Annotated in this window: 28 protein-coding genes; 15 read left to right on the plus strand and 13 right to left on the minus strand. The window is 68.3% G+C overall.

Annotation, left to right across the window (positions count from 1 at the left end):
* Positions 1-18: 18 nt before the first annotated feature.
* The 5 genes from AC3WRN_RS09035 to AC3WRN_RS09055 all read left to right on the plus strand — a co-directional run bounded on the left by AC3WRN_RS09035 (position 19) and on the right by AC3WRN_RS09055 (position 4,275).
* Positions 19-483, plus strand: coding sequence for a DUF2244 domain-containing protein (locus AC3WRN_RS09035; protein ID WP_068092273.1), 465 nt, complete (start codon positions 19-21; stop codon positions 481-483).
* Positions 480-1,391 (plus strand): cytochrome c oxidase subunit II, encoded by a 912-nt coding sequence (gene coxB, locus AC3WRN_RS09040; protein ID WP_492622720.1) that lies wholly within the window; start codon positions 480-482, stop codon positions 1,389-1,391. The genes AC3WRN_RS09035 and coxB overlap by 4 nt, the downstream gene beginning before the upstream one ends.
* A 64-nt stretch (positions 1,392-1,455) precedes the next feature.
* Positions 1,456-3,072, plus strand: a complete 1,617-nt coding sequence (ctaD, locus tag AC3WRN_RS09045) for a cytochrome c oxidase subunit I (protein ID WP_068092263.1) — start codon at positions 1,456-1,458, stop codon at positions 3,070-3,072.
* A 56-nt stretch (positions 3,073-3,128) separates the two neighbouring features.
* Positions 3,129-3,272, plus strand: a complete 144-nt coding sequence (locus AC3WRN_RS09050) for a hypothetical protein (protein ID WP_162840139.1) — start codon at positions 3,129-3,131, stop codon at positions 3,270-3,272.
* Between the two features lie 115 nt (positions 3,273-3,387).
* Positions 3,388-4,275 (plus strand): cytochrome c oxidase subunit 3, encoded by an 888-nt coding sequence (locus AC3WRN_RS09055; RefSeq protein ID WP_068092261.1) that lies wholly within the window; start codon positions 3,388-3,390, stop codon positions 4,273-4,275.
* A gap of 195 nt (positions 4,276-4,470) precedes the next feature.
* Here the strand turns inward: AC3WRN_RS09055 and AC3WRN_RS09060 are convergent, their stop codons facing one another.
* Entirely contained in the window at positions 4,471-4,686 is a 216-nt protein-coding gene (locus AC3WRN_RS09060) for a twin transmembrane helix small protein (RefSeq protein ID WP_068092259.1), read from the minus strand.
* A gap of 59 nt (positions 4,687-4,745) precedes the next feature.
* On the opposite strand from AC3WRN_RS09060, the gene AC3WRN_RS09065 reads away from it, so the two are divergent.
* The 6 genes from AC3WRN_RS09065 to mgtA all read left to right on the plus strand — a co-directional run bounded on the left by AC3WRN_RS09065 (position 4,746) and on the right by mgtA (position 11,526).
* Complete coding sequence (locus AC3WRN_RS09065) at positions 4,746-5,477, plus strand: SURF1 family protein (RefSeq protein ID WP_492622721.1); 732 nt, start codon at positions 4,746-4,748, stop codon at positions 5,475-5,477.
* Positions 5,478-5,500: 23 nt separating this feature from the next.
* Positions 5,501-6,073: a hypothetical protein gene (locus AC3WRN_RS09070; protein WP_492622722.1), complete on the plus strand. Its 573-nt coding sequence runs from the start codon at positions 5,501-5,503 to the stop codon at positions 6,071-6,073.
* Complete coding sequence (locus AC3WRN_RS09075) at positions 6,073-7,248, plus strand: COX15/CtaA family protein (RefSeq protein WP_492622723.1); 1,176 nt, start codon at positions 6,073-6,075, stop codon at positions 7,246-7,248. Before AC3WRN_RS09070 ends, AC3WRN_RS09075 begins: the two co-directional genes overlap by 1 nt.
* Positions 7,249-7,250: 2 nt before the next feature.
* A complete protein-coding gene (gene cyoE, locus AC3WRN_RS09080; protein WP_492622724.1) occupies positions 7,251-8,153 on the plus strand; it encodes a heme o synthase in 903 nt (300 codons plus the stop codon).
* Positions 8,154-8,472: 319 nt separating this feature from the next.
* Complete coding sequence (locus tag AC3WRN_RS09085; RefSeq protein ID WP_492622725.1) at positions 8,473-8,715, plus strand: hypothetical protein; 243 nt, start codon at positions 8,473-8,475, stop codon at positions 8,713-8,715.
* A gap of 156 nt (positions 8,716-8,871) precedes the next feature.
* Positions 8,872-11,526: a magnesium-translocating P-type ATPase gene (mgtA, locus tag AC3WRN_RS09090; protein WP_492622726.1), complete on the plus strand. Its 2,655-nt coding sequence runs from the start codon at positions 8,872-8,874 to the stop codon at positions 11,524-11,526.
* A 64-nt stretch (positions 11,527-11,590) separates the two neighbouring features.
* Here the strand turns inward: mgtA and AC3WRN_RS09095 are convergent, their stop codons facing one another.
* From AC3WRN_RS09095 to AC3WRN_RS09110, 4 genes are all read right to left on the minus strand, one after another.
* Positions 11,591-12,592: a bile acid:sodium symporter family protein gene (locus AC3WRN_RS09095; RefSeq protein ID WP_492622727.1), complete on the minus strand. Its 1,002-nt coding sequence runs from the start codon at positions 12,590-12,592 to the stop codon at positions 11,591-11,593.
* 9 nt (positions 12,593-12,601) lie between these two features.
* Entirely contained in the window at positions 12,602-13,222 is a 621-nt protein-coding gene (locus tag AC3WRN_RS09100; RefSeq protein WP_068092231.1) for a DedA family protein, read from the minus strand.
* 130 nt (positions 13,223-13,352) lie between these two features.
* On the minus strand, positions 13,353-15,140 hold the full coding sequence (gene dnaG / locus AC3WRN_RS09105) for a DNA primase (protein WP_068092228.1): 1,788 nt from the start codon (positions 15,138-15,140) through the stop codon (positions 13,353-13,355).
* Between the two features lie 193 nt (positions 15,141-15,333).
* The gene (locus AC3WRN_RS09110) at positions 15,334-15,504 is read right to left on the minus strand and encodes a DUF1328 domain-containing protein (protein ID WP_082823488.1); all 171 of its coding nucleotides are present in this window, start codon (positions 15,502-15,504) and stop codon (positions 15,334-15,336) included.
* A 154-nt stretch (positions 15,505-15,658) separates the two neighbouring features.
* Between AC3WRN_RS09110 and AC3WRN_RS09115 the strand changes: the two genes are divergently transcribed.
* Positions 15,659-15,973: a hypothetical protein gene (locus AC3WRN_RS09115; protein WP_068092225.1), complete on the plus strand. Its 315-nt coding sequence runs from the start codon at positions 15,659-15,661 to the stop codon at positions 15,971-15,973.
* On the opposite strand, the gene AC3WRN_RS09120 is transcribed toward AC3WRN_RS09115, so the two are convergent.
* Both AC3WRN_RS09120 and rpsU read right to left on the minus strand, forming a co-directional pair.
* Positions 15,951-16,397, minus strand: a complete 447-nt coding sequence (locus AC3WRN_RS09120) for a GatB/YqeY domain-containing protein (protein WP_068092222.1) — start codon at positions 16,395-16,397, stop codon at positions 15,951-15,953. The genes AC3WRN_RS09115 and AC3WRN_RS09120 overlap by 23 nt on opposite strands.
* Positions 16,398-16,587: 190 nt before the next feature.
* The gene (gene rpsU, locus AC3WRN_RS09125; RefSeq protein ID WP_007081639.1) at positions 16,588-16,803 is read right to left on the minus strand and encodes a 30S ribosomal protein S21; all 216 of its coding nucleotides are present in this window, start codon (positions 16,801-16,803) and stop codon (positions 16,588-16,590) included.
* A 68-nt stretch (positions 16,804-16,871) separates the two neighbouring features.
* Here rpsU and tsaD point away from each other — a divergent pair, with 68 nt between their 5' ends.
* A complete protein-coding gene (gene tsaD / locus AC3WRN_RS09130) occupies positions 16,872-17,933 on the plus strand; it encodes a tRNA (adenosine(37)-N6)-threonylcarbamoyltransferase complex transferase subunit TsaD (protein WP_235604236.1) in 1,062 nt (353 codons plus the stop codon).
* A 112-nt stretch (positions 17,934-18,045) separates the two neighbouring features.
* Here tsaD and AC3WRN_RS09135 read toward each other — a convergent pair whose 3' ends face one another.
* From AC3WRN_RS09135 to AC3WRN_RS09145, 3 genes are all read right to left on the minus strand, one after another.
* Positions 18,046-18,765: a pseudouridine synthase gene (locus AC3WRN_RS09135; RefSeq protein WP_492622728.1), complete on the minus strand. Its 720-nt coding sequence runs from the start codon at positions 18,763-18,765 to the stop codon at positions 18,046-18,048.
* Between the two features lie 94 nt (positions 18,766-18,859).
* A complete protein-coding gene (locus AC3WRN_RS09140; protein ID WP_492622729.1) occupies positions 18,860-19,639 on the minus strand; it encodes an ABC transporter permease in 780 nt (259 codons plus the stop codon).
* Positions 19,636-20,601: an ABC transporter ATP-binding protein gene (locus AC3WRN_RS09145; protein WP_492622730.1), complete on the minus strand. Its 966-nt coding sequence runs from the start codon at positions 20,599-20,601 to the stop codon at positions 19,636-19,638. The genes AC3WRN_RS09140 and AC3WRN_RS09145 overlap by 4 nt, the downstream gene beginning before the upstream one ends.
* Positions 20,602-20,694: 93 nt before the next feature.
* Here AC3WRN_RS09145 and AC3WRN_RS09150 point away from each other — a divergent pair, with 93 nt between their 5' ends.
* Complete coding sequence (locus tag AC3WRN_RS09150; protein ID WP_492622731.1) at positions 20,695-21,441, plus strand: ferredoxin--NADP reductase; 747 nt, start codon at positions 20,695-20,697, stop codon at positions 21,439-21,441.
* 282 nt (positions 21,442-21,723) lie between these two features.
* Positions 21,724-22,068, plus strand: coding sequence for a hypothetical protein (locus AC3WRN_RS09155; RefSeq protein ID WP_492622732.1), 345 nt, complete (start codon positions 21,724-21,726; stop codon positions 22,066-22,068).
* Between the two features lie 33 nt (positions 22,069-22,101).
* Here AC3WRN_RS09155 and AC3WRN_RS09160 read toward each other — a convergent pair whose 3' ends face one another.
* From AC3WRN_RS09160 to AC3WRN_RS09170, 3 genes are read right to left on the minus strand one after another with little or no spacing between them, the layout of a single operon-like run.
* On the minus strand, positions 22,102-23,073 hold the full coding sequence (locus AC3WRN_RS09160) for a fimbrial protein (RefSeq protein WP_492622733.1): 972 nt from the start codon (positions 23,071-23,073) through the stop codon (positions 22,102-22,104).
* On the minus strand, positions 23,070-25,853 hold the full coding sequence (locus AC3WRN_RS09165; RefSeq protein ID WP_492622734.1) for a fimbria/pilus outer membrane usher protein: 2,784 nt from the start codon (positions 25,851-25,853) through the stop codon (positions 23,070-23,072). The genes AC3WRN_RS09160 and AC3WRN_RS09165 overlap by 4 nt, the downstream gene beginning before the upstream one ends.
* A complete protein-coding gene (locus AC3WRN_RS09170; RefSeq protein WP_068092335.1) occupies positions 25,850-26,593 on the minus strand; it encodes a fimbrial biogenesis chaperone in 744 nt (247 codons plus the stop codon). Before AC3WRN_RS09170 ends, AC3WRN_RS09165 begins: the two co-directional genes overlap by 4 nt.
* Positions 26,594-26,596: the final 3 nt, after the last annotated feature.

A 26,596-nucleotide genomic window follows, 5' to 3' on the forward strand; every position in this document is an offset into this window, starting at 1 on the left:
GGCTTGCCCTGCGTGACGATGTGGCTCAAGCCCAATCGCACGCTCAGCCGGCGCGGTCTGCGTCGCTTGATCGTGGTTCTGGTGGCGCTGGTGCTGGCAACGGCCGGCCTGGGTGCGTGGCAGGGGAATGTGTTCGCTCCGCTGTTCGCCCTGGTCGAATCCGCCGCCGTGGCCGTCGCCTTGAGCGTGGCCTGGCGGGCCGGCGACCGCAGTGAGCGCATCACCCTCGACGCAGCGTCGCTGGAGGTGCAATCCCTGCCGGGCCGGCGCCGCACGCGTTTCCAGTCGTACTGGGTGCGCGTGCTGCTGGAGCCGGGTGACGGGCGTCGGCGCCTGCTGTTGTCGTCGCACGGGCGCGAGCTGGAGATCGGCGCTTTCCTGGCGGACCAGGAACGCATCGAGCTGTCGAAGAAACTCATGGTGTTGCTGGCCGATTTCAACGGACAGCCACGCAAGCAGGTTCAACAAAGGTGCAAGACATGACATCTGGCGGCATCAGGCGATCATTCACGGCAGCGGCGGCCCTCGCCCTTGCATCGTTCGGCAGCGTGGCCCTGGCCGCCCCCGGTCCGTGGCAGCTGAACATGGAGCGCGGCGCGAGCACCTGGTCGCAGGTGCCGTACCACCTCAACAACATTGCGCTGGCCGTGTGCACCGTGATCGGCGTGCTGGTGTTCGGCGCGATGTTCGTGGCGATGTTCCGCTTCCGCAAGTCGCGCGGCGCGGTCGCCGAGAAGTGGTCGCACAACACCACGGTGGAAGTGGTCTGGACCACCATCCCGGTGCTGATCCTGATCACCCTGGCCTACCTGGCCACCGGCGGCCTCGCCAGCTGGGCCGACACCACCGGCTCGCAGATGACCGTCAAGGTCACCGGCTACCAGTGGAAGTGGCGTTACGACTACGTCGATTACCTGGGCAAGTCGATCGACAAGGTCGGCTTCATGTCCAAGCTCGACTCGCAGAGCGACCAGACCCGCCAGCTCGGTTCCGGCCTGGACCCGTTCGCGGTGAAGGTCGGCGACGAAAGCACCTACCTGCTGAACGTCGACAAGCCGCTGGTAGTGCCGGTCGACACCAAGATCCGCTTCGTGATCACCAGCGGCGACGTGATCCACTCCTGGTGGGTGCCGGCGGCCGGCTGGAAGCTCGACGCGATCCCCGGGATCATCAACGCGGCCTGGGCCAACTTCACCACGCCGGGCACCTATCGCGGCCAGTGCGCCGAGCTGTGCGGCCAGGACCACGGCTTCATGCCGATCGTGGTGGAGGTCAAGACCAAGGCGGATTTCGCCAAGTGGCTGGCCGAGCAGGAGGCGCGCTCCGCCGCGCCGGCTCCGGCGCCGCAAACCGCGCAGGTCGCCGCTCCGGCCGCGGCCAAGCAGGGCTGAGCCCCGCCCGGCACCCGTTTCTCTCGCAGTCGCATTCAATATTCCAGGTTAGAGGTGCAAGGCCATGTCCTACGCAGCCACCCATGATCAGCACGACGATCACCACGGCGCGCCGAAAAGTTTCTTCCAGCGCTGGTTCATGTCGACCAACCACAAGGACATCGGCACGCTGTACCTGATCTTCTCGCTGACGATGTTCTTCATCGGCGGCAGCTTTGCGATGTTGATCCGCGCCGAGTTGTTCAAGCCCGGCATGCAGCTGATGCAGCCGTACTTCTTCAACGAGCTGACCACCATGCACGCGCTGATCATGATCTTCGGCGCGATCATGCCGGCCTTCGTCGGCCTCGGCAACTGGATGATCCCGCTGATGGTCGGCGCGCCGGACATGGCGCTGCCGCGCATGAACAACCTGTCGTTCTGGATCCTGCCGTTCGCTTTCCTGCTGATGCTGTCCACGCTGTTCCTGCCCGGCGGCGGCCCGGCCGGCGGCTGGACCATGTACCCGCCGCTGGCGCTGCAGACCGATTCGCTGGCCTACGTGGTGTTCGCCATCCACCTGATGGGCATCAGCTCGATCATGGGCGCGATCAACATCATCGCCACCATCCTCAACATGCGCGCGCCCGGCATGGACCTGCTGAAGATGCCGGTGTTCGTGTGGAGCTGGCTGATCACCGCCTTCCTGCTGATCGCGGTGATGCCGGTGCTGGCCGGCGCGGTGACCATGCTGCTCACCGACAAGTACTTCGGCACCAATTTCTTCAACCCGGGCGGCGGCGGCGACCCGGTGCTGTACCAGCACATCTTCTGGTTCTTCGGCCACCCCGAGGTGTACATCATGATCCTGCCGGCGTTCGGGATCATCTCGGAGATCGTGCCGACCTTCGCGCGCAAGCCGATCTTCGGCTACAAGGCGATGGTGTTCGCGATCGCCTGCATCGCGTTCCTGTCGTTCATCGTGTGGGCGCACCACATGTTCGCGGTGGGCCTGCCGCTGGGCGCCGAGATCTTCTTCATGTACGCCACCATGCTGATCTCGGTGCCGACCGGCGTGAAGGTGTTCAACTGGGTCGCCACCATGTGGGGCGGCTCGATGACGTTCGAGACGCCGATGCTGTTCGCGCTCGCCTTCATCATCCTGTTCACCATCGGCGGTTTCTCCGGCCTGATGCTGGCGCTGGTGCCGGCCGACTTCCAGTACCACGACACGTACTTCGTGGTGGCGCACTTCCACTACGTGCTGGTGACCGGCGCGCTGTTCGCGATCATCGGCTCGGCGTACTACTGGATGCCGAAGTGGACCGGCCACATGTACAACGAGTTCTGGGGCAAGGTGCACTTCTGGAATAGCGTGATCTGGGTCAACGTGCTGTTCTTCCCGCAGCACTTCCTGGGCCTGGCCGGCATGCCGCGCCGCATTCCCGACTACAACGTGGCGTTCGCCAACTTCAACATGATCAGCTCGATCGGCGGCTTCCTGTTCGGCGCCACCCAGCTGATCTTCGTCGGCGTGGTGATCCACTGCGTGTTCTTCTCGAAGAAGAAGGCTACCGACCGCGTCTGGGAAGGCGCCAAGGGCCTGGAGTGGACGGTGCCGTCGCCGGCGCCGCACCATACCTTCGAGGTGCCGCCGGTGATCAACGACGACGAACTGGCGCACGGCCACGTGAACGACTGAACCTGACCGCGAGGCCCCGGGCACACCGCCGGGGCCTCGCAACGGAACGAACCGGAATGACCCAGCACACCGCCAACCATCCAGCTGCCGACGACGGCGAAGGCCGCCGCAAGGGCGTGCGGCGCACCGTGACGGTGCTGGTGGCGATCGTGCTGGCGTTCTTCCTGCTGTCGTTCCTGCAGATCATGCTGATGAAATAGCGGTATCGCGGGCGCCACACGTTTTTCCGACCGGCCCGGCTCGACGGCCGGCCTGCAGTTCCCCGGGCGGCACGACGGGGCAAAAGTCATCAAGAGAAATCCACGGGGTCTCACCATGGGTCAGCAGCACGACGCTTACTTCGTTCCAGCCAAGAGCACCTGGCCTTTCGTGGCCGCGGTGGTCATGTTCATCACCGTGTTCGGTGCCGCGCACTGGCTGAACGCCGAGCCCGGCGACGCCGGCTTCGGCAAGACCGTGCTGAGCGTCGGCGTGATCGGCGTGCTGGGCATGTTCTTCGGCTGGTTCCGCTCGGTGATCAACGAGTCGCTGGCCGGCAGCTACAACCACCAGGTGGACACCTCGTTCCGCATGGGCATGATGTGGTTCATCTTCTCCGAGGTGATGTTCTTCGGCGCGTTCTTCGGCGCGCTGTTCTACATCCGCATGTTCTCGGTGCCGTGGCTCGGCGGCCACGGCCACGGCGTGCTGACCCATCAGTTCCTGTGGAGCGACTACGCCGCCGCTTGGGGCGCCAATGGCGGCAACGGCCCGGAGCAGGCCGGCGGCGCGTTCCGCACCGTGCCGGCGTGGGGGCTGCCGCTGCTGAACACGCTGATCCTGCTCACCTCCAGCGTCACCGTGACGATCGCGCACCATGCGCTGCGTGCCGGCCACCGCGGCAGGATCCTGCTGTTCCTGGGCCTGACCGTATTGCTCGGCGCCACCTTCCTGTACTTCCAGGCGCACGAGTACATCGAGGCGTACAAGGAACTGAACCTCACCCTGCACAGCGGCGTCTACGGCTCGACCTTCTTCCTGCTCACCGGCTTCCACGGCCTGCACGTGACGCTGGGCACGATCATGCTGGCGGTGATCTGGCTGCGCGTGCTGAAGGGCCACTTCAACAAGGAGCACCACTTCGGCTTCGAGGCGGTGGCCTGGTACTGGCACTTCGTCGACGTGGTCTGGCTCGGCCTGTTCATGTTCGTCTATATACTTTGATTTTCACGCGACGTCGTGTCGCGGAGAGCGAAGGTCAAAAACCGGCCATCCTTGGCCGGACTCTTCAAAAATGCTCTGGCCTGGGTAGGACCATCGAAGGATGTGTTGTCCTAGGTCGGGTCCGCATACGAAAAGCCCGCCATTCGGCGGGCTTTTTCGTCTTGCGGAGGAACAGTCGCCGCCGTGCGGTTACAATCACTGGCCGACGTCGTGCGGGTGCAGCCAGCCCATCCAGATGCCGAACGCGACCATGGCGATGAACAGCAGCGACAGGCCGATGCGGCGGGTCAGCGCCCACACCGTGCGCCGGTCGTCGTCCTTGTCGGTCATCATGAAGTACAGCGCCTGGCCGAGGCTGAAGATCACCACCAGCAGCACCACCACCAGCGCGATTTTATAGATGGTTTCCACGTGATTGACCCGATCCAGTTCGACAAGGCCAGTATAGCGGTCGCCGCCAGGCGCCCGGCGTGAACGGGTTTCGCCGTCCTTCCTGGTGGGCGTTGCTGCTGACTGCGGCCGGAGCCTTGCTGTTCGTGCGTTTGGGCGTCTGGCAGCTGCATCGCGCCGACTTCAAGGAAGCGCTTCTGCGGCGGTATGCCGCATCGGCGGAGGCGCCGCTGCAGGACTTCGCCAGGGTCGCCGAAACACCGCCGGCGGACGGCTTTCCGCGGGTGCGCGTGAGCGGCCGCTACCTGGCCGACCGGCTGTACCTGCTGGACAACCCGAAGCACGACAGTTTCGGCGGCGTGGAGGTATTCGCGCCGCTGGCGGTGGACGGCCAGGCGCCGCTGCTGCTGGTCGACCTGGGCTTCCTGCCCGGCAACGGCAACGGCAAGACGCCGCAGCTGCCGCCGCTGCCCGACGGCGAGGTGAGCCTGCAAGGCGTGTACGTGCCGCCGCCGCCGCCCGGCTTCGAGATGGGCGGCAATGCGCTGGCGCGGCAGGCGCAGTGGCCGAAGAGCAGCATCTTCCTGGACCCGGCGGAGATCGTCCGCGACCTCGGCCGCCCGCTGTTTCCGCGGCTGCTGGCGCTGGATCCCGATCCGGCCTCGATCTACGTACGCGTGCATACCCTCGATTTCTCCGCGATGCCGCCGGCGCGGCATCGCGCCTACGCGTTCCAGTGGTTCACCTTCGCGCTTGCCGCGGTGGTGATCCTGCTGGTCGTGCATCGCAAGCGCCCACCGCGCAAGCCCTGATTCCCCGAAGGTCGTCAAGTCCGATGAAAGCCGTTGACCCCGCCGCCGTGCGCAAAAGCCGAAGGTTCCTGCTGCTGGTCGCGCTGGTGTTTGCCGCGCCGATGATCATCGCCGGCCTGCTCAACTGGAGCGGCTGGCAGCCGGGCGTGAAGGGCAACGGCCAGCCGATCCTGCCGCAGCGCAACTTCGTCGCCGAGCAGTTGCAGGTGCGGCTGTACGACGGCACATCATGGCCATGGCGCGACAGCGAACCGCGATTCACCCTGATTGCACTGGCCGGCCCGGACTGCGCCGCGCAATGCTTCGAGACGCTGACCGGGATCGCCAAGGCGCGCGTCATGCTCAACCGCAACCAGTCGCGCCTGCGCCTGCTCTACGTCGGCGTGCCGCCGGCGGATCCGGGCCGGCGCACCGCGATGCAGACCTTCTGGACGCTCGGTAGCGACGTCGATGGCAAGCTGGCCGCGTACGCGCCGGCCGCGCCGGACAGCGTCAGTGCCGTATTGGTGGAATCCAACGGCACTGCACTGTCGCTGTACCCGGCGGGCTTCGAGGTTCCCGGCCTGTTGCGGGACATGGTGAAGGTGATCAAGTGATGTCGGCACGCTCCCTGAAAACCCTGCGCTGGCTGGCGCTGTTCGCGGCGGTGTTCGCGTTCGGGCTGGTGATGTTCGGCGCCTTCGTGCGGCTGTCGAACGCCGGCCTGTCCTGCCCGGACTGGCCGACCTGCTACGGCCAGGTCACCTGGCCGCAGCACGCGCAGGCGGTGGCGCACGCCGACGCGGCCTTCCCGGACCGCCCGTACGAGGCGCACAAGGCCTGGCGCGAACAGGTGCACCGCTTCCTCGCCGGCACGCTCGGGGTGCTGGTGCTGCTGCTGGCGGTGCTCGCCAGCTGGCGCCGGCGCAGTGCGCTGCTGGCGGTGCTCGCCGGCGCCGTGTTCGCGGCACTCGGGGTGGGCCTGTACATGCGCGGCGAACACCTGTGGTCGTCGTTGCTGGCGGCCTGTGCAATCGCGCTGCCGCTGCTCGCCGCGATCCGCCTGCCGCGGCCCGGTGCCTGGAAGATCTGCGTGCTGGCGCTGGCGGTGATCATCTTCCAGGCGATGCTCGGCATGTGGACGGTGACCTTGCTGCTCAAGCCGATCGTGGTGATGGGCCATCTGCTCGGCGGCATGGCCACGTTCGCGCTGCTGGCGTACGCCGCACTGCGCTTCGCCGGCGTGGCGGCGGCGGACGATCGCTTCGCCGATTTGCGCCGGCTGGTGGCGATCGGCATCGTGCTGCTGCTGTGCCAGATCGCGCTGGGCGGCTGGACCTCGGCGAACTACGCGGCGCTGGCCTGCGGCTACGGCCCCGGTTCGTTCCCGCAGTGCCTCGGCCAGTGGGCGCCGCCCACGGATTTCCGCGAGGGCTTCGTGCTGTGGCGCGGGATCGGCGTGAACTACGAGGGCGGCGTGCTCGATATGGCTGCGCGCAGCGCGATCCAGATCGCACACCGGCTCGGTGCGCTGGTGGTGTTCTGCTACCTCGGCTGGCTGGCGACCAGGGCCGCCCGGCGCGGCCTGGTCGGCTGCGGCCTGGCGATCGCGCTGGCGCTGGCGGGCCAGGTGCTGCTGGGCATCAGCAACGTGTACTTCGGCCTGCCGCTGGCGGTGGCGACCGCGCACAATGGCGTGGCCGCGCTGCTGCTGTTCACCCTGCTGGCCACGCTGGCGCGCACGCAGCGGCGGCGCGACGAATCGATCTTCCTGCCGCCGGGACGACACTGACGATGAGCGCCTTCCACGAGTACATGCAACTGACCAAGCCGCGCATCGTCGCCCTGCTGGTGTTCTGCGCGGTGATCGGCATGTTCCTCGCCGTGCCCGGGTTGCCGCACTGGCAGGCGCTGGTGTTCGGCACGCTGGGCATCTGGCTGGCATCGTCCTCGGCCGCCGCGTTCAACCAGCTGATCGACCAGCGCATCGACAAGGTGATGGTGCGCACGGCGCACCGGCCGCTCGCCACCGGGCACCTCAACCCGCGCCAGGTGTTCGTGTTCGCGCTGGCGCTGGGCATCGCCTCGATGCTGGTGCTGGTGCTGCTGGTCAACACGCTGACCGCGGTGCTGACCTTCGCCGGGCTGATCGGCTACGCGGTGATCTACACCGCCTTCCTGAAGCGCGCCTCGCCGCAGAACATCGTGATCGGCGGCCTCGCCGGCGCGATCCCGCCGGTGCTGGGCTGGACCGCGGTGACCGGCGCGCTGCACCCGTACGCGCTGCAGCTGTGCCTGATCATCTTCGTGTGGACGCCGCCGCATTTCTGGGCGCTGGCGATCTTCCGCCGCGACGACTACTCGCGCGCCCAGGTGCCGATGCTGCCGGTCACCCATGGCGTGGTGTTCACCCGCTGGCACATCCTGTTCTACACCGTGCTGCTGGTGCTGGTGACCCTGCTGCCGGCGCTGACCGGGATGAGCGGGCTGGTCTACCTGGGCGGCGCGGCGGTGCTGGGCGGGGCGTTCCTGTATTACGCGGTGCGCCTGCTGAACCCGCCGGACGAGCTGTACGCGATGAAGGTGTTCAACTACTCCATCGTCTACCTGATGGCGCTGTTCGCGTTCCTGCTGGCCGACCACTGGCTGGTGTCGCCGTTGCTGCAGCCGGCGGTCTCGTCGGCAGCGGTGGGCTGAGCGGAACATTCCGGCCGCGTGCGCAGCAACTTTCGTTCGAGCAGGGCGCTTGCCGGGATTGACACTGCGGCAACGCAGCACGACAATGCCCGCGCCCCCCGGCGCGTCCAGCGTCGGCGGGCTCCCTGTCCTGACTAACCAAGGCATATGGACGTTTACCCTAGTCGCAACGTCGACATCCGCGAGCATCGGATGCCGGCATTGCATAACAAGCTGATGATCTGCGGCGACCGCCTGCGGTCGGCCGGCGCTTTCCTCGACTAGGGAAGACCGGCCCACCTCCTCCGGCGCCGCGGGCGCCGTAACGAGGAGATGGGCCATGAAGCTCCTTCGCGATTCCGTTTTGCTGCACATGCTGCGCCGGCTGCTGGCTGGCCGCCGCGAGGCCGTGCGCGCCACCTACACCATCACCGTGCCCGCCCCGCTGGAGCGGTCGGCCGGCAGCAACGTGGTCGAACTGCACCGCCGCGCCGACGCCGGCGGCCGCACGTCGGCGGCAACGAAGGCCCGCGGCGACGCGCTGCCATCCTCCGGCCATCTCGCACTGGTATCCAGTCGCTGATGGTCGCCATGACGTCATGCAAGGGATGGCCTCCGCCAGTGGCGGAACCGTTCCGGCCGCATGCGCGGCCAGGCACACCGGCGCCGGCGAAGTTGGCGGATTGATTCCGCGGACTCGCACCGGCGGCAGGTATCGGCGAATTCACGGAAGCGGGTCATGATCAAGCAATCCATCCAGGGCGCTCTGCCGAGGGCGGCCGACAGGGGTGCGTCGGCACCCTTGCATGTGGCGGTGGCGCAGGAGGCGTTCCGCGACAACGAGGCGCTGCTGGCCGGGCTGGACAGCACGCCGGCCGGTCTCGACGAGGGGCAGATCGCCGAGCGGCTGGCCCGCGACGGCATCAACGAGGTCTCGCACGAGAAGCCGCCGCACTGGTCGCGGCAGCTGCTGCGCGCGTTCAAGAACCCGTTCATCATCGTGCTGCTGGTGCTGGCCGGGGTGCAGCTGTTCACCGACTCCAGCGACCTCACCGGGCCGGCCATCATCGCGGTGATGGTGGGCATCAGCGTGCTGCTGAGCTTCACCCAGGAGTACCGCTCCTCGAAGGCGGCGGAGAAGCTGAAGGCGATGGTGCGCAACACCGCCACGGTGACGCGGCGCGCCTCCGACGGCCACAGCGAGCGCATCGAGGTGCCGGTGGGCGAGCTGGTCGCCGGCGACATCGTGCACCTGGCCGCGGGCGACATGGTGCCCGCCGACCTGCGCCTGCTGCACGCGAAGGACCTGTTCATCAGCCAGGCGATCCTCACCGGCGAGTCGTTGCCGGTGGAGAAGGCCGCGCCGGGAGCGCACGGCGCGGCTGAGGCGGACCACGCCAATCCGCTGGACCTGCCGACGATCTGCTACATGGGCACCAACGTGGTCAGCGGCACCGCCACCGCGGTGGCGGTGGCGACCGGCCCGCGCAGCTATCTCGGCTCGCTGGCGCACAGCATCGTGGGCCAGCGCGTGCAGACCAGCTTCGACCGCGGCGTGAACAGCGTCAGCTGGCTGCTGATCCGCTTCATGGCGGTGATGGCGCCGGTGGTGTTCCTGATCAACGGCTTCGACAAGCACGACTGGCTGCAGGCGTTCATGTTCGCGCTGTCGGTGGCGGTCGGCCTCACCCCGGAGATGCTGCCGCTGATCGTCACCGCGAACCTGGCCAAGGGCGCGCTGGCGATGTCCCGGCGCAAGGTGGTGGTGAAGCGGCTCAACGCGATCCAGAACTTCGGCGCGATGGACGTGCTGTGCACCGACAAGACCGGCACGCTCACGCTGGACAAGATCGTGCTCGAGCGGCATCTCGACCTGCACGGCGAGGAGTCCGACGAGGCGCTGGAGTACGGCTACCTCAACAGCCGCTTCCAGACCGGCCTGAAGAACCTGATGGACAAGGCGGTGCTGGCGCATCGCGACCTGGAGCCGACCGCGGCGCACTACCGCATCGTCGACGAGATCCCGTTCGACTTCCAGCGCCGGCGCATGTCCGTCGTGCTCGGCAACGGCGACGGTCACGACCTGATCGTGTGCAAGGGTGCGGTGGAGGAGATGCTGTCGACCTGCGCCTGGGCGAAGACCGGCGACGAGATCGTGCCGATGACCGACGCGCAGCGCGACGAGATCAAGGAGATGACGCGCGGGCTCAACGAAGACGGCCTGCGCGTGCTGGTGGTGGCGGTGAAGCAGCAGCCGCCGGCCGGGCGTCCGTACGGCGTCGCCGACGAGAGCGGGCTGACCGCGGTGGGTTGCCTGGCCTTCCTCGATCCGCCGAAGGATTCGGCAGCCACCGCGATCGCCGCGCTGCATCATCATGGCGTGCAGGTGAAGGTCATCACCGGCGACAACGAGGCGGTGACGCGCAAGATCTGCCGCGAGGTGGGGCTGGACGTGGAGCATTCGGCGCAGGGCCGGCACATCGAGCCGCTGGACGATGCGGCGCTCGACGAGCTGGTCAAGCGCACCACGGTATTCGCCAAGATGTCGCCGCTGCAGAAGGCGCGCGTGGTGAAGTCGCTGCAGCGCCAGGGCCACACGGTGGGCTTCCTCGGCGACGGCATCAACGACGCGCCGGCGCTGCGCGAGGCGGATGTGGGCATCTCGGTGGATACCGCCACCGACATCGCGAAGGAATCGGCCGACATCATCCTGCTCGAAAAGAACCTGATGGTGCTGGAGGAGGGCGTGATCGAGGGCCGCATCACGTTCGGCAACATCATCAAGTACATCAAGATGACCGCCAGCTCGAACTTCGGCAATATGTTCTCGGTGCTGGTGGCGAGCGCGTTCCTGCCGTTCCTGCCGATGCTGCCGCTGCAGATCCTGGTGCTGAACCTGCTGTACGACATCTCGCAGCTGTCGATCCCGTTCGACCGCATGGACGACGAGTACCTGCGCAAGCCGCGCAAGTGGGACGCCAGCGACATCGGCCGCTTCATGGTGTGGATCGGCCCGGTCAGCTCGATCTTCGACATCACCACGTTCCTGCTGCTGTGGTACGTGTTCGGCGCGAATTCGACGGCGCACCAGCCGTTCTTCCAGTCCGGCTGGTTCATCGAGAGCCTGCTGACGCAGACGCTGATCGTGCACATGATCCGCACGCGCCGGATCCCGTTCCTGCAGAGCATCGCCTCGGCGCCGGTACTGGCGCTGACCACCGCGGTCATCTTGGTCGGCCTGTTCATACCGTTCACTGGAATCGGCGCCAAGATCGGCATGGTGCCACTGCCGACGGTGTTCTTCGGCTGGGTCGCGCTGACCGTGCTGACCTACTGCGTGCTGACCCAGCTGATGAAGCTGATCTACATCCGTCGTTACGGACGCTGGCTGTAGCGGCGGCACATGCCGGTGCCTTGCACCTGCGGGAGCGTCGTGGGCGGCGCTTCCGCGGGTCGCCTCAGTCGGCCTCGCGGCTGTCTTCGGCGGTGATGCGGTCGCCCCGCACGGCGTAGCGCCGCGCCACCACCGCGCACACCATCAGCTGCAGCTGGTGGAAGATCATCAGCGGCAGCACCAGCGCGCCGAGGCCGCCGAGCTGGCCGGCGAACAGGATCTTGGCCATCGGGATGCCGCTGGCCATGCTCTTCTTGGAGCCGCAGAACACGATGGCGATCTGGTCCCCGCGCGGGAAGCCGAGCCGGCGCGCGGTCCAGGCCAGCGTCGGCATCACCAGGGCCAGCAGCAGCGCGCACATCGCCAGGGTGGCGAGCAGGGCGGAGAGCGGCGTGTCGTGCCACAGGCCGCCGACCACCGCGGCGCTGAACGCGGTGTACACCACCAGCAGGATCGTGCCCTGGTCGGTATAGCCGAGCAGCGGCCGGTGGCGGTCGACGAAGCCGCCGATCCAGCGCCGGGCCGCGTGGCCCAGCACGAACGGCAGCAGCAGCTGCAGCACGATGTCCAGCGCGCCCCGCCAGGAGGCGCCGCCGCCGTGGCCGGCCAGCAGCAGGCCGACCAGCAGCGGGGTCAGCACGATGCCGAGCAGGTTCGACATCGACGCGCTGACCACCGCGGCGGAGACGTTGCCGCCGGCGATCGAGGTGAACGCGATCGACGACTGCACCGTGGACGGCAACGTGCACACGAACAGCACGCCGAGGTACAGCCCGGGCGTCAGCAGCGCGTGGCCGACCGGCTGCAGCGCCAGCCCCAGCAGCGGGAACAGCACGAAGGTGCTGGCGAGCACGGTCAGGTGCAGCCGCCAGTGGGTGAGGCCCTGCATGATCGCCGCGCGCGGCAGCTTGGCGCCGTGCAGGAAGAACAGCAGCGCGATCGCGCCGTCGGTGATCGCGTCGAACGCCCGCGCCGCCCCGCCCCGGCACGGCAGCAGCGAGGCCAGCACCACGGTGGCGAGCAGGGCGAGCGTGAAGTTGTCGGGACCGGCGCGGCGCGACGACATGCCGGCGGCTCAGTCCAGCCCACAGCGCGTGCGGCGCCGGCGCCGCCACCACAGCATCAGCGCGGTGAACACGAGGATGCCCAGCAGCACCCACAGGCTGCTCTGGCCGCGGTGTATCCACTTCGCCAGCCACTCGTGGTTGTCGGCGCCGAAATAGCCCAGGTAGACCCAGATCGGCACGCTGATCAGCGCAGCCAGCGTGTCGATCAGCAGGAAGCGCAGGAACGACACCCGGTGGGTGGTGCCGGCGGTGAGGTAGACGGTGGTGCGCATGCCGGGCAGGAAGCGCGCGAAGAACAGCATGCGGTTGCCGTACTGGTCGAACTTCTCCTGCACCTTGACGTAGCGCTCCGGCGTCAGCACGCGCGCCACGAAGCGCCATTGCAGGATGCGTGCGCCGTAGTGGTGGCCGAGCAGGAAGATGGCGCAGTCGCCCAGCAGCACGCCGGACATCGCCAGCGCGAACATCGCGTGCACGTTGGCGTAGCCCAGGCCCGCGATCACGCCGCCGGCGACCAGGGTGACGTCCTCCGGCAGCGGCAGGCCGGCGCCGCAGATCATCAGCGCGATGAACACCGCGACATAGCCGTTTTCGGCGAAGATCGTCACCAGTTGCTGCAGCAGGTCCATCAGTGTCCTTGCGCTTCAGACGGGGGCCGCCGGGCCGCAGCCGGGCATGTTCCCACAGTCGGGCGCCGGCCGATGGCCGATGGGGCGGCATGACGCAGGGCGCACGCGGGCAGACGGCGGCTCGTCATGCTCAGGCCGAGGCCACCGGCGGCCGTGCGCGGGCGGCCAGCAGTTCGCGCAATTCGGCTTTCTCGGCGGAGTCCAGCCGGCCTTCGCGGCTCTTCGCGGTCAAGGCGTCGCGGCGCTGGGTGCAGGCCTGGTCCTCCATCCGCGCCAGCGCGTCGAAGAATTCGGTGCGCTGGCTTTCCGGTTCGCCCACCGACATCGCCGCCATCAGCTTCTGCAGCGAGGGGTATTCCGGCCGCTCGGCGAAGTGCTCCACCAGCATCGCGGAGTTGATGCCGGGGCGGGCGCGGGCCAGGTCGAGCAGTTCGGCGAGCAGCTCCACGCCTGGCTTGTCCAGGCGCAGGAAGCGGTAAGGCCTTTCCACTTGGTCGGCCATGCCTGGCTGCGCCAGCAGCAGCGAGATCGCGCTGCGCACCAGGCTGCGCTGCACCGCCACCGGCCGCTGCACAGCGCGGTGCACGGCCGGATCGGCCTGCAGCAAGGCGCGCGCGCCGCTGCGCTTCTCCAGCTCCTGCCCCATCAGGTCGCGGAACGCGCCATCGGGCAGTTTCGCGATCAGCGGGCGGGCGCGCTCGGCCAGCCGGGCGCGGCCATCGAGGCTGGCCATGTCGACATCGTGCGACAGCTCGTTGAAGAAGTAGTCCGACAGCGGCATCGCTTCCCGGATGCGCTTTTCGAAACCCTCCTTGCCTTCCTTGCGCACCAGCGTGTCCGGGTCCTCGCCGTCGGGCAGGAACAGGAAGTACGCCTGGCGGCCGTCGCGCAGGCGCGGCAGCGCGGATTCCAGCGCCTTCCACGCCGCGGCGCGGCCGGCGCGGTCGCCGTCGAAACAGAACACCACGTCCGGCGCGGCGCGGAACAGCACCTCGGTGTGCTCGGGCGTGGTCGCCGTGCCCAGCGTGGCCACCGCGATCGGCAGCCCGGCCTGGTGCAGCGCGATCACGTCCATGTAGCCCTCGACCACCACGATCCGCTGCAGGTTCGCGTTCGCCTGCTTCACCTGCCACAGCGCGAACAGCTCGCGGCCCTTGTGGAACAGCGGGGTCTCCGGCGAGTTGAGATACTTGGGGCCTTCACTCTTGCGCGCGTCCTGCGCGCGAGGATCAAGAACCGGCGATCCCTCGCTGGACTTTTGGATAACCCTCCCGCCGAACGCGATCACCCGCCCGCGGCGGTCGAGGATGGGGAACATCAGCCGCTCGCGGAAGCGGTCGTACTTGCTGCCGCGTTCGCTGGAGGCGACCATGCCGGCCTCGTTCAGCAGCTCCATCCGCCGCGGGCTGTTGCCCAGCGCCTTGATCACCCCATCGTAGCCGGCCGGCGCCCAGCCGAGGCGGAAGCGCTTGATCGTTTCCGCGTCCAGCCCGCGCTTGCCGCAGTACGCCTGGGCGTCGGCGCTGCGCGGCAGCTCGCCTTCGTACCAGCTGGCGGCGGCGTCGAGCAGGGCATACAGGTCGGTCTTGTCCTCGCGCGGGCGCTCGTCGCGGCCGCCCTCGCGCGGCACGGTGAGGCCCACCGTCTGCGCCAGCTCCTCCACCGCGTCCGGAAACTCCAGCCGCTCGTAGTCCATCAGGAACTTCACCGCGCTGCCGTGCGCGCCGCAGCCGAAGCAGTGGAAGAACTGCTTGGCCGGGCTGACGTAGAACGAGGGCGTGCGCTCGTTGTGGAACGGGCAGCAGGCGGTCCACTCGCGTCCGGCCTTCTTCAGCGGCACGCGCCGCTCGATCACGTCGACGATATCGACGCGGGCAAGCAGTTCATCGATGAAGCTGTCGGGAATCAGGCCGCGCATAGACCGTCTAGTCTAGTCGGTCGCCGCCAGGGAGGCTCGGGCGGATTGCGCCGACCTGAGGCGAAATGCCGCGGTGAAGAGCCGCGCACCGTCGGGAGGCGCGCTTTCGCCCCGCCCGCCGCGATGGCCGTCGTGCGGTCAATCCGCCGCTCCGGTCAGGACGCCGGCCTGAATCGCCGCTGGAACAGCTTGGCTAGAACAGACTGATCACGCCGATCAGCGCCAGTACGGCCAGCAGGAACAGGATCGCGAAGCACACGAACAGCACCTTGGCGATGGTGGCAGTGGCGCCGGAGACACTGCCGAAACCGAGCCAGCCGGTGACCAGCGAGATGATGGCGAATATGAGGGCCCACTTCAGCATGTGCTTCTCCTGCGGCGACGATCGCCCGCGCGGCAAGGTGTGCGGCGGGACACGGCGTTTGTAGCGGGGCGGCCGTGAACGCGATGCATCGCGCCGCTTGCCAGTGGCGGTGTGGGGCGGCAAGCTTCCGAGGGTATTCCGGGAGCGGCAAGCCATGGTGATCAGCGCGGTGATGATGATCAAGCAGCGCGCGATCGTGCGCGCATTCGAGCGGGCTGCCGCGACCGCGGCGGCGACCGCCTGCACGGCGGAGCAACTGGGCCTGAAACCGGGCATGGCCTGGTACCAGCTGGTAAGCCATGCGGTGCTGCGCTGCCCGGGCGAGGGGCGCTATTTCCTCGACGTGGCGAACTGGCAGCGGCTGCGCCGGCGCCGCCATCGCATCGCGCTGGCCGTGGTCGCCGGCATGCTGGTGCTGCTGGGGCTGCTGTTCGTGGCCGGCACGCTCAGCCGGCCAGGCGCGCCTTGATCCGGGCCGAAACCACGCCCATGTCGGCGCGGCCGGCGGCCTTTTCCTTCACCGCGGCCACCACCTTGCCCATGTCGCGCGGCGAGCTGGCGCCGGTGTCGGCGATCGCGGCGCTGATCAGGGCGTCGATCTCGGCGTCGCCGAGCTTGGCCGGCAGGTAGCCCTCGATCACCGTCATCTCGGCGCGCTCCACGTCGGCCAGGTCCTCGCGGCCGGCCGCGGCGTACTGGCTGACCGAGTCCTTGCGCTGCTTCAGCATCTTCTCCAGCACGCTGAGCACCTGCATGTCGTCCAGCTCGATCCGCTCGTCCACCTCGCGCTGCTTGACCGCCGCCAGCATCAGCCGGATCACGCCCAGCCGGTGCTTGTCGCCGCCGCGCATGGCGGTCTTCATGTCTTCGGTGATCTGCTGCTTGAGGGTCATGGCGAAGGCCTCGGGGTCGGGTGGCTGATTCTACGGAAACGACAAAGCCGGCGTTGCCCTGGGGGACAACGCCGGCCCATGTCGAATCCGGAGTGCTTGCGGCGGCTGCGAGAACCCGCGCCGACCGTGTTTCCTGCATGCGCAGCGTGAAGACGCTGGCGGGCCCGCCGACGGGCGGCGAGCGGGAAACTCAGTACAGGCGGACCTTGCGCGAAACGTCGCGCGACAGGCGGCGCAGGTGGCGCTTCACCGCGGCGGCGCGCTTGCGCTTGCGTTCCTGGGTCGGCTTTTCGTAGAACTCGCGCTTGCGCGTTTCAGCCAGGACGCCGGCCTTTTCGCAGGTACGCTTGAAACGACGCAGTGCGATCTCGAACGGCTCGTTCTCGCGAACTTTTACGTTGGGCATGGAAACTCCGAGTGGTAATCTGCCCGCTGGTACGGGACTGTCAAATAGGGCGAGCCGCGAATTATACCGTGGATACCACAGAATTTTCAAAGCCGGCGAACAAGCCCGTGCTGGGCATCGAAACCTCCTGCGACGAGACCGGCGTGGCCCTGCTGCGCTGGGAGCCGGATGCGCCGGGCCGCGGCCTGTTGGCGCACACCCTGTACAGCCAGATCAAGCTGCACGCCGACTACGGCGGCGTGGTGCCGGAACTGGCCAGCCGCGACCACGTGCGCAAGCTGCTGCCGCTGATCCGCGAGGCGCTGGCCGAGGCCGGGCTGACCGTGCACGACCTCGGCGGGGTGGCCTACACCGCCGGGCCCGGCCTGGTCGGCGCCCTGCTGGTCGGGGCTTCCGCCGGACGTGCGCTGGCCTGGGCGCTGGGCGTGCCGGCGATCGGGGTGCACCACATGGAGGGCCACCTGCTGGCGCCGCTGCTGGAAGAGGATCCGCCGGAGCCGCCGTTCGTGGCCCTGCTGGTCTCCGGCGGCCATTCGATGCTGGTCGAGGTGCAGGCGATCGGCCGCTACACGATCCTGGGCGACACCCTGGACGACGCCGCCGGCGAGGCGTTCGACAAGACCGCCAAGCTGATGGGCCTGCCGTACCCCGGCGGCCCGGCGCTGGCGAAGCTGGCCGGGCAGGGCACCGCCGGCGCGTTCCGCTTCTCGCGCCCGATGACCGACCGGCCGGGGCTGGATTTCAGCTTCTCCGGCCTGAAGACCCAGGTGCTGCTGGCGTGGCAGCAATCCGACCAGGGCGAGCAGACCCGCGCCGACATCGCCCGCGCGTTCGAGGAGGCGATCGTCGACACGCTGGTCATCAAGTGCCGCCGCGCGCTCGAGGCCACGGGCACGCAGCGGCTGGTGATCGCCGGCGGCGTGGGCGCGAACCGCCACCTGCGCAGCGAGCTGGCCAGGGCCGGCGAGAAGGACGGTTTCCGGGTGTATTTCCCGCGGCTGGACTTCTGCACCGACAACGGCGCGATGATCGCGCTGGCCGGCGCGATCCGCCTGGCCGGCGGCCAGCATCAGGACGCAACCGTGCAGGTGCGTCCGCGCTGGGATTTGCAGAGCCTGCCGGCTGCCTGAGGCTTGCCGGTGCCACTCCCCCCTGCTTGCAGGGGAGGGTTGGGGTTGGGTGCTTTACGGCAAGAGCCTCACCCCCTCCCAGCCTCCCCCTGCAAGCAGGGGGAGGAGAGAATCACCACTGCGTGCGGCCGGGCAACAGGCCCTTCAGCTCGGCCTCGGTGAGGTTGCGCCACTGGCCGACCTTGAGGTGGCCGAGCTTCACGTTGACGATGCGCACGCGGCGCAATTGGGTGACGCGGTAGCCGAACGCTGCGGCCATCAGGCGGATCTGCCGGTTCAGGCCCTGGGTCAGCACGATGGCGAAGCCGAACTTGGCGATGCGGCGGGTGCGGCAGGGTTTCGTCATCTGGCCGTGGATGCGCACGCCCTTGGCCATGCCGGCCAGGAACTTGTCGGTGACCGGCTTGTTCACCGCCACCAGGTATTCCTTCTCGTGGTGGTTCTCGGCGCGCAGGATCTCGTTGACGATGTCGCCGTTGCTGGTCAGCAGGATCAGCCCCTCGGAATCCTTGTCCAGCCGGCCGATCGGGAAGATCCGCTGCGGGTGGTCGATGAAATCCACGATGTTGCCGTCCACGCCGCGCTCGGTGGTGCAGGTGATGCCGACCGGCTTGTTCAGCGCGATATAGACCGCCTTTTTCGCGGCCGGCGTGGCGGCGAGGATGCGCGCCTTGACGACCTCGCCGTCCACGCGCACCTCGTCGCCTTGCAGCGCCTTGGCGCCGGTGCTGACCACCTCGCCGTTGATGCTGACGCGCCCGGCGAGCAGCAGCTCGTCCGCCTCGCGGCGCGAGCACAGGCCGGCTTCGCTGATGTATTTGTTGACGCGCATTTCGACCCTCGATGTAGGAGCGCACCCTGTGCGCGATAGCTCTTTGTCATGTCACGCAAGAGCATCGCGCACAGGGTGCGCTCCTACAGTGTTGTCAGGATCGCAGCCCGACGCCGCGCTTGAGCAGCTGCAGCGCCACGACCGACAGCGCGACCACGAAGCCGAGCATCACCACGAAGGCCCAGCCCACGTGCACGTCGCTGATGCCGAGCACGCCGTAGCGGAACGCGTTGACCATGTACAGGATCGGGTTGGCGCGCGAGATCGCCTGCCACGGCTCGCCCAGCATGTTGATCGAGTAGAACACGCCACCCAGGTAGGTCAGCGGGGTGAGGATGAAGGTGGGCACCAGCGCGATGTCGTCGAACTTCTTCGCGTACACCGCGTTGACGAAGCCGGCCAGCGAGAAGATGGTGGCGCCCAGCAGCACCGAGGCGAACGTGATCAGCGGGTGCATCACGTGCAGGTCGGTGAAGAACAGCGCGATGACCAGCACCAGCAGGCCGACCACCAGGCCGCGCACCACCGCGCCGGCGACGTAGCCGGCAAGGATCACCCAGTTCGGCATCGGCGACACCAGCATCTCCTCCACCGCGCGGCTGAACTTGGCGCCGAAGAACGAGCTGGAGATGTTGCCGTAGCTGTTGGTGATGATGCTCATCATCACCAGGCCCGGCACGATGTACTGCATGTAGGTGAAGCCGCCCTGGATGCTGCCGATGCGGCTGCCGATCAGCTTGCCGAAGATCACGAAGTACAGCGTCATGGTGATCGCCGGCGGGATCAGCGTCTGCGTCCAGATGCGCATGATGCGCACGATCTCGCGGCGCACGATGGTGTTGAGGGCGACCAGGTTGGCGGCGGCGTTGCTCATGCGGCCTGCTCCTGATGGTTGCCGTTGCGCCCGCCTTCCACCAGCCGCACGAACAGCTCCTCCAGCCGGTTGGTCTTGTTGCGCATCGAGGTCACCGCGATGCCGTGCGCGGACAGCGTCGCGAACAGCGAGTTGAGGTCGTGCGAGCGGGCCATCTCGGCCTCCAGCGTGTGTTCGTCGCGGCAGCGCAGGGTGACGTTGGGGATGCTGGGCAGCCCGGCCGGGATGGCGGCCACGTCGAGCACGAAGGTCTCCACGTCCAGCGTCGCCAGCAGGCGCTTCATGCTGGTGTTCTCGACGATGGTGCCGTGGTCGATGATCGCGATGTTGCGGCAGAGCGACTCGGCTTCCTCCAGATAGTGCGTGGTGAGGATCACCGTGGTGCCGGCCGCGTTGATGGCGCTGACGAACTGCCACATCGAGCGGCGGATCTCGATGTCGACGCCGGCGGTGGGCTCGTCGAGGATCAGCAGCCGCGGCTCGTTCATCATCGCGCGGGCGATCATCAGCCGCCGCTTCATGCCGCCGGACAGCGTGCGCGCCTGCATCTGCGCCTTGTCCCACAGGCGCAGTTCCTTCAGGTACTTCTCCGCGCGCTCGGCGGCGGTCTTCCGCGGGATGCCGTAGAAGCCCGCCTCGTTCACGCAGATGTCGAACGGCTTCTCGAACTGGTTGAAGTTGATCTCCTGCGGCACCAGGCCGATCAGCCTCATCGCCTCGCTGCGCTGCCGGTTCACCGAGATGCCGAACACCCGCGCGTCGCCGGAGGTGGAATTCACCAGCGAGGACAGGATGCCGATCAGGGTGGACTTGCCGGCCCCGTTCGGGCCGAGCAGGGCGAAGAAGTCGCCGGGCTGCACGGTGAGGCTGATGCCCTTCAGGGCCTCGACGCCGTTGCCGTAGGTTTTGCGCAGGTTGTCGACGACAAGCGCCGGGGCCGTATCTTGGGACTGCGGGGACATGGGCTGCACCGAGGGGGTTAGCCCTTATTATAGCGGGCTACCCCCCGTCGTCCGGCCCTGCCGGACGGCACACACCGTTTCCGGAAACCCTCCATGGCCGACCACTTCCAGCTCCGTCTCGTCGACAGCCGCATGCTCGCGCCCGCGGTGCGCCACCTGGTGTTCGAGCGCGTCGACGGCCAGCCGCTGGCGTTCCAGCCCGGCCAGTTCCTGCAGGTGCATTTCCATTACGACGATGGCACGGCGACCAAGCGCAGCTACTCGGTGGCGACCATCGGCGACGGCCACTCGCCGGTGCGGCGCATCGAGATCGCGGTGAGCTACGTCGAGGGCGGCGCCGCCACCAAACTGCTCGGTGAACTGCCGCCGGGCGGCGTGATCGACGCCAGCGGTCCGTACGGCCGCTTCTGCCTGCAGGAAACCGACAGCCACCCGCGCTACCTGCTGCTGGCCACCGGCACCGGCGTCACCCCGTACCGCGCGATGCTGCCGCAGATCGAGAAGCTGCTGGCGAGGGGCGGCCGCGAGGTGGTGCTGCTGTACGGTGCCCGCAACGAGCGGGAGCTGCTCTACGGCGAGGAATTCGAGGCGTTCTCCCAGGCCCACCCCGGCTTCGCCTTCCACGGCTGCCTCAGCCGCGAGGCCCGCGCCGTGCCGCGCCCCGGCGACCGCCTTGGCCACGTGCAGCACGCGTTGGCCGAACTCGGCCCCCGCGCCGACCGTGACATCGCCTACCTGTGCGGCAACCCCAACATGGTCGATGCCGCGTTCAACGCGCTGAAGGAATTCGGCCTGCCGGTGCCGCAGATCCGGCGGGAGAAGTACATTTCGTCGCGCTGAGTGGGGCCGGTGCGTCGTGGCCGGCGACGCCGGTCATCCGCCGTGATGCACGGCGGGGCCGCCGTTCACCGATATGTCACGGCCAATTCACCTGCCGAAGGCTAAACGACCGGGGCGGGTAACGAGCGTCGGGCTTTCAGTCCCGACTCTCCCCGTCAATGTGATGGACGTCACATTTACGGCAACGGCTTCGCCGGAATCGATCAAGGTCGAATGGATCGGGCCGATGACCCGCTAGGAGGCTCCGCATAGGCGGGGTCGTACCTCGATGAGGTGAGCGGTATGCGCGGTCCGCTTGGCATTGCGTTGGCAGGTCTGGCCATGCTCGTGGGCGTCTCGAGCGCGTACGCGGCGGACGGTCGGGTCGTGTTCTCGGGCGCGGTGGTCGAGCCGACCTGTCCCGCGGCGGGTCCGGATGAGGTTGGAGCTTATTCCCGTGCCGGCGCCGCCCCGCAACGCATGAGCTGCGGCAACACCGCCACCGACCCTGGCCGCCCCTATTCGCGCGTGGTGGTCGACTTGGCCACGGCGAATCGGAACCACGACCGGTTGCTCGACTATTTCGCCGGCTACGCCACGACTAGTGGCGAGGCCGCGGCGAAGGTCGTCATCCACACCTACGACTGACGCCGGCCGTCGCAGGCGCCGTCTGACTGCCGCTTATTGATAGAAAATGTCGAAGGTCACGGTGGCCTTGACCGGGCCGCTGGTGACCGCCGCCGCGGTCTGGAAATACTGCGCGTAGTAGGGGATCGACGTGGTGGCCGCCGGAGTCACTACGGCCTGCGTCTCGAACGTCACCGCGTTCGAGTTGCCGTCGAGAATCTGCACGCCGACGCCGGCCGCATAGCCGGCACCGGCCGGCGCCACCACGCCGGTGTGGCTGTCGGGGAACGCGGCGTGCATGGTGATCGCGGACACCGCGGTTCCCGGCGGGCAGGACAGCTGGATCTGGAAGGGCGTCTTGCCCGAGGTCGCGCCGACCCCGGTGAAGGCGCTGCCGAGCGCCTTGGGCAGGACGACGTTGATCGGGTTGGCGACGATCGTGCAGCTCGGCGTGGTGAAGGTGATGGAGTTGCCGAGCCAGAACGTTTCCGGGAACAGGTTGTTTCCTCCCGCGTCGGTCCATTGCCAATCACCCAGCTTGCCCGCCGCCAGCGTGCCGCCGGAGGTGATCGGGCCGGTCTTGACCAGTTCCAGGCCGGAGCTCACTTTGAACGTCGCCTGGCTGACGGATTGGCTGTTGAGCGGATACGCCGTCAGGTAGGCGCGCGGGTGCGTGATGCGGTAGCCGATGCCCGGGATGCCGCTGTCATAGGTGTAGTTGTCCGCCAGGTATCCGCCGCGGGCATTGGCGACGCCGTAGGTCATCGTCTCGGCCTGGACCTTCCAGTTGCTGCTGTTGCCGTTGTAGTAGCCGCAGGTGATGGTGGGTGGATTGGCGGGTGAGGCCTGTGCCGAGGTGGCAAGCACCGTGCCGTTGGGCGTGTTCGCCGCGATCGAGATGGTGGTAGGCAGCGCGAAGCTGACCGTGGTATTGCCGCCGGACAGGTAGCGGCATACGGCATGGGCGCCCGGCGCCGCCAGGAGCAGCAGCAACAGCGTGGTCCACCGGATGGCGGTGCGCATCATGTTCCGCTCCCGGCGACCTGCGCCGCGTCGTGGGGCTGATCGCAGGCCGCGTCGATCTGCTCGATGGCACCGGCGCCCTGCCGGTCCTTGCCGCGGGCCTTCAACCGGTACGGGAACGAGCAGGTGCGGGTGGCGTCCCGATCCTGCCATTGCACGCTCAGGCGTCCGGCTTCGCGGGCGGTACGCACCATGATGCGCCCGGCCTGGCCGACCACGCCGATCGACCGGCCTCGCTCATCGGTGACTTCCGCGCCGAACGGCAGCGTCGCGCCGCCCGGCAGGCGTGTCTGGATCAGCACGAAGTGCCCGCTCTGGCTCTTGAACTTCACCAGCACCACGGCACCGGCGCGCGGCGCCACCTGGGTGCTGGTGTTGTCGAGCTGCACGTCCAGCGGCAATCCGGTGGGGTCGATGCTGATCGTGTTGAGGATGTAGGGCGTGATGTACGGCACCAGCGCGTAGCCGGCGCGGTCGATGCGCACGCCGGCCGCGTTGCCGACGCGCGCGCCCGCGGCGTCAGGTGCCTGCACGATGGCCACGGTGTCGCCCATCGGCTGGCCGAAGGTGATCCCGCCCGGATGCGCGACGATGCTGCCGGTCACGCCCAGCGAGGACTGCGAATAGCCGCTGCCCGCGCCGAAGCCGGCGCTGAATTGCGCATGGCTGCCGCGGTAGCCCGCGTTGATGCTGCCGGTACTGCCCGTGTTGCCGTAGCTGGCGTTGCCGCCGCTGTCGCGGGTAGCGGTCACGCCGTAATTGAAGCGGTCGTCGACGCCGGCGGTGCCGCCCAGGGTGGCCTGTTCCTGCATGGCGCCGTGGCTGTCGCGGGTCAGCGTGCCGGTGAGGGTCGCGGCGTGCTGGCCGCTGCCCAGCGGGATGGTGACGTTGACCATGTAGCGGTTGTCGCTGCGCCCGAACGGGTCGCGCTCGCGGCTGGCCGAGAGGTTGTAGTTCATCCGATGGAACGAGTTGTTGTAGCCGACCTGGAACTGCGTGTCGCTGCCGCTGCGGTTCCAGTAGTCGCGGGCTGAGCCGTTGATGTAGAGCGAGCCGCCGCGCGCGCCCAGCCGCTGGCTGAGGGTGAGGCTGAAGTTGTCGCGCTGGCGGTCCACGCCGGCCGGCACCAGGTAGTTGCGGTAGTCGCCGCCGGCCAGCGCCGCCTGCTGTGCCGGCGTGAGCAGGTCCGACACCGGCACGCCGTTGATCGTCAGCGGCCGGGCCGGTCGGCCCGTGGCGAACACGGGCAGGCCGCGGCGCGCATAGTCGCGCGCCCGCGCGGCGTCGCCCAGGGCGAGGTAGCCGCTGGTCGAATAGCGGTACGCGGCCACGGTCAGCGAAGTGCCGGTCTGCGCCAGCATCTTGCTGTAGCTCAGGCGCACGCTCTGGCCGGACAGCGTGTCCATGCCGGGGATGTGCGTGCGCGCGGCGGTGATGTCCATGGCGAACGCGCCATGGCTCGTGTTCAGCGCGCCGCCCAGCAGCACCGCGCCGTAGCCCGACGAGCCGAGTACGCCGGCGTAGCCGGTGAGCAGGTTGGAGAAGCCTCGCTGCACGGTGGCCTGGGCCACGTCCGGCTTGTGCACGATCGTCTCGTCGCGCAGCTGGCCGGCGGCCATGCTGAAGCGCACGGCGCCCGGCCGCAGCAGCTGCGGCACCGAGGCGTAGGGCACCGAGAACGTGTGCACGCGGCCGTTGGCCTCGGTCACGCCGACCTCGAGGTCGCCGCCGTAGCCGGTGGCGTAGAGATCGTCGATGGCGAACGGGCCGGGGGCCACCGTGGTCTGGTAGATCACCATGCCGTTCTGGCGCACGGTCACTTTGGCGTTGCTGTCGGCGATGCCGCGCACGGTCGGCGCGTAGCCGCGCAGCGACTGCGGCAGCATGCGGTCGTCGGTGGCGAGTTGCACGCCGCGCAGGCCGAAGCTGTCGAAGATCTCGCCGCTGGTCCAGGAATCGCCCAGGGTCAGCTGGGCGTGCAGCTGTGGCAGGTCGTGCTGCACGTAGCTGGCGATGTTCTGCCAGTGGCGGCTGGAACGCACGCCGCCGACCCCGGATTGCCAGTTCAGCGAGGAAACGTGCCGCAAGTGCCACGACCCCAGGTTCAGTCCGGCGGTCAGTCCGAGATACGACGAGGTCTGCGCCACGCCACCGCTGCGGGTGCGATAGCTGTTGAGGTTGTAGTTGAGCAGGCCGGCGTTCACCCCGGCGTCCCAGTACTTCGGATCGACGTAGCCGCGCGCCAGCTGCCCCAGGTAGGCCTGCGGCACGCTGGTGTCCAGGCGCAGGTCGGACATCGCGAAGCTCATGCTGGCGCCGGGAATCACGCTGGCGATGTCGACGCAGGCGTGGTCGTCGGTCAGCTCCGCCATGGTGCGGGCCGACAGCTTGTCCGGGTGCAGCTCCAGCCGCTCGAGCAGGGCCGGGGTCACGCAGGGGGTGGCGCTGGCGTCGGCCGATGCGGCGGCGAAGCGCACGTCGGTGCGGCCGGCGGATCCGCCGTTCAGGAAGAGGTCGACGCTGTAGGTACCCGCCGGGATGAAGTCGCCGCGCTCGAAACGGGACAGGTCGGTGGTGTTCTGGCCGGCGCCGGAAAGCAGGCTGCGGTCGAAGCTGGCATCCACGGCGTCAGCCGCCGGAGCGTTCGCATCCGCGCCCGCGGTGGCCGCGGCGGCGTGGCCGCCCCCGCCGCACAGCGCCAGGCCGACCAGGGCCGACAGCAGCCGGCGGCGGGCGACGGGCCCGCTGGCGGCAAGCGTGGCGCTGGCGCTGGCCGGATTCACCGCGCGATCGTGCCCTGGTAGGACGCCGGGGCGCCGAAATCATTGAGGACGGTGTAGTCGATCACGGTACCCGCCGCCGGCGCGCGGCGGAGGTTCTTGATCGGCAGGCGCAGCGTCGACAGCGGCGCGACCATGCCGTTGCCGGGCGCGTATGCCACGTGGTCGACGCTCAGCGACAGCTGGCTGAACGTGATGTGGTACGGCGTGGGGTTGTGCGCCACCAGCGCATAGCCCGCGCCGTCGGCGGCCACCGTCCAGGTGACCTGCCGGGCGGCGCCGAGCGGGTCGCCGGCCAGATGGGGCGGGCGGAAGAAAAGCTTCAGCCGCGAGCGCACGGCGAACTGCAGCGTGTTCTGCTCCTCGCCGGGTTTCGCCGCGGGCCTGGGCGGGATCTCCAGCACGTTCAGCCAGAACAGCGATTCGCGGTCCTTCGGCAACGACTGGTTGGTGTAGACGATGCGCAGGCTCTGGCCCTTGCCCGCATCCATGCGGAACAACGGCGGCGTGATGAGGAACGGCACTTTCGCCGTGTCGGGCGTGGATGCGGGGTTGCCGTCGTCGATCCACGCTTCGACCAGGGCCGGCTGGCTGCCGTCGTTGTTCAGGCGCACGGTGGTCTCGCCGGCCGCGGCGGAAAACACCACGCGGGTGCCGGCGATCACGACGCTGGCGTGGGCGTTGCTCAGGACCAGGCAAAAGGCCAGCAGCCCCGTGCCGAGAGCACAGGCGAGTCTGTTCATTGG

It is taken from the genome of Rhodanobacter sp. FW101-FHT13A11 (genome assembly GCF_058790335.1).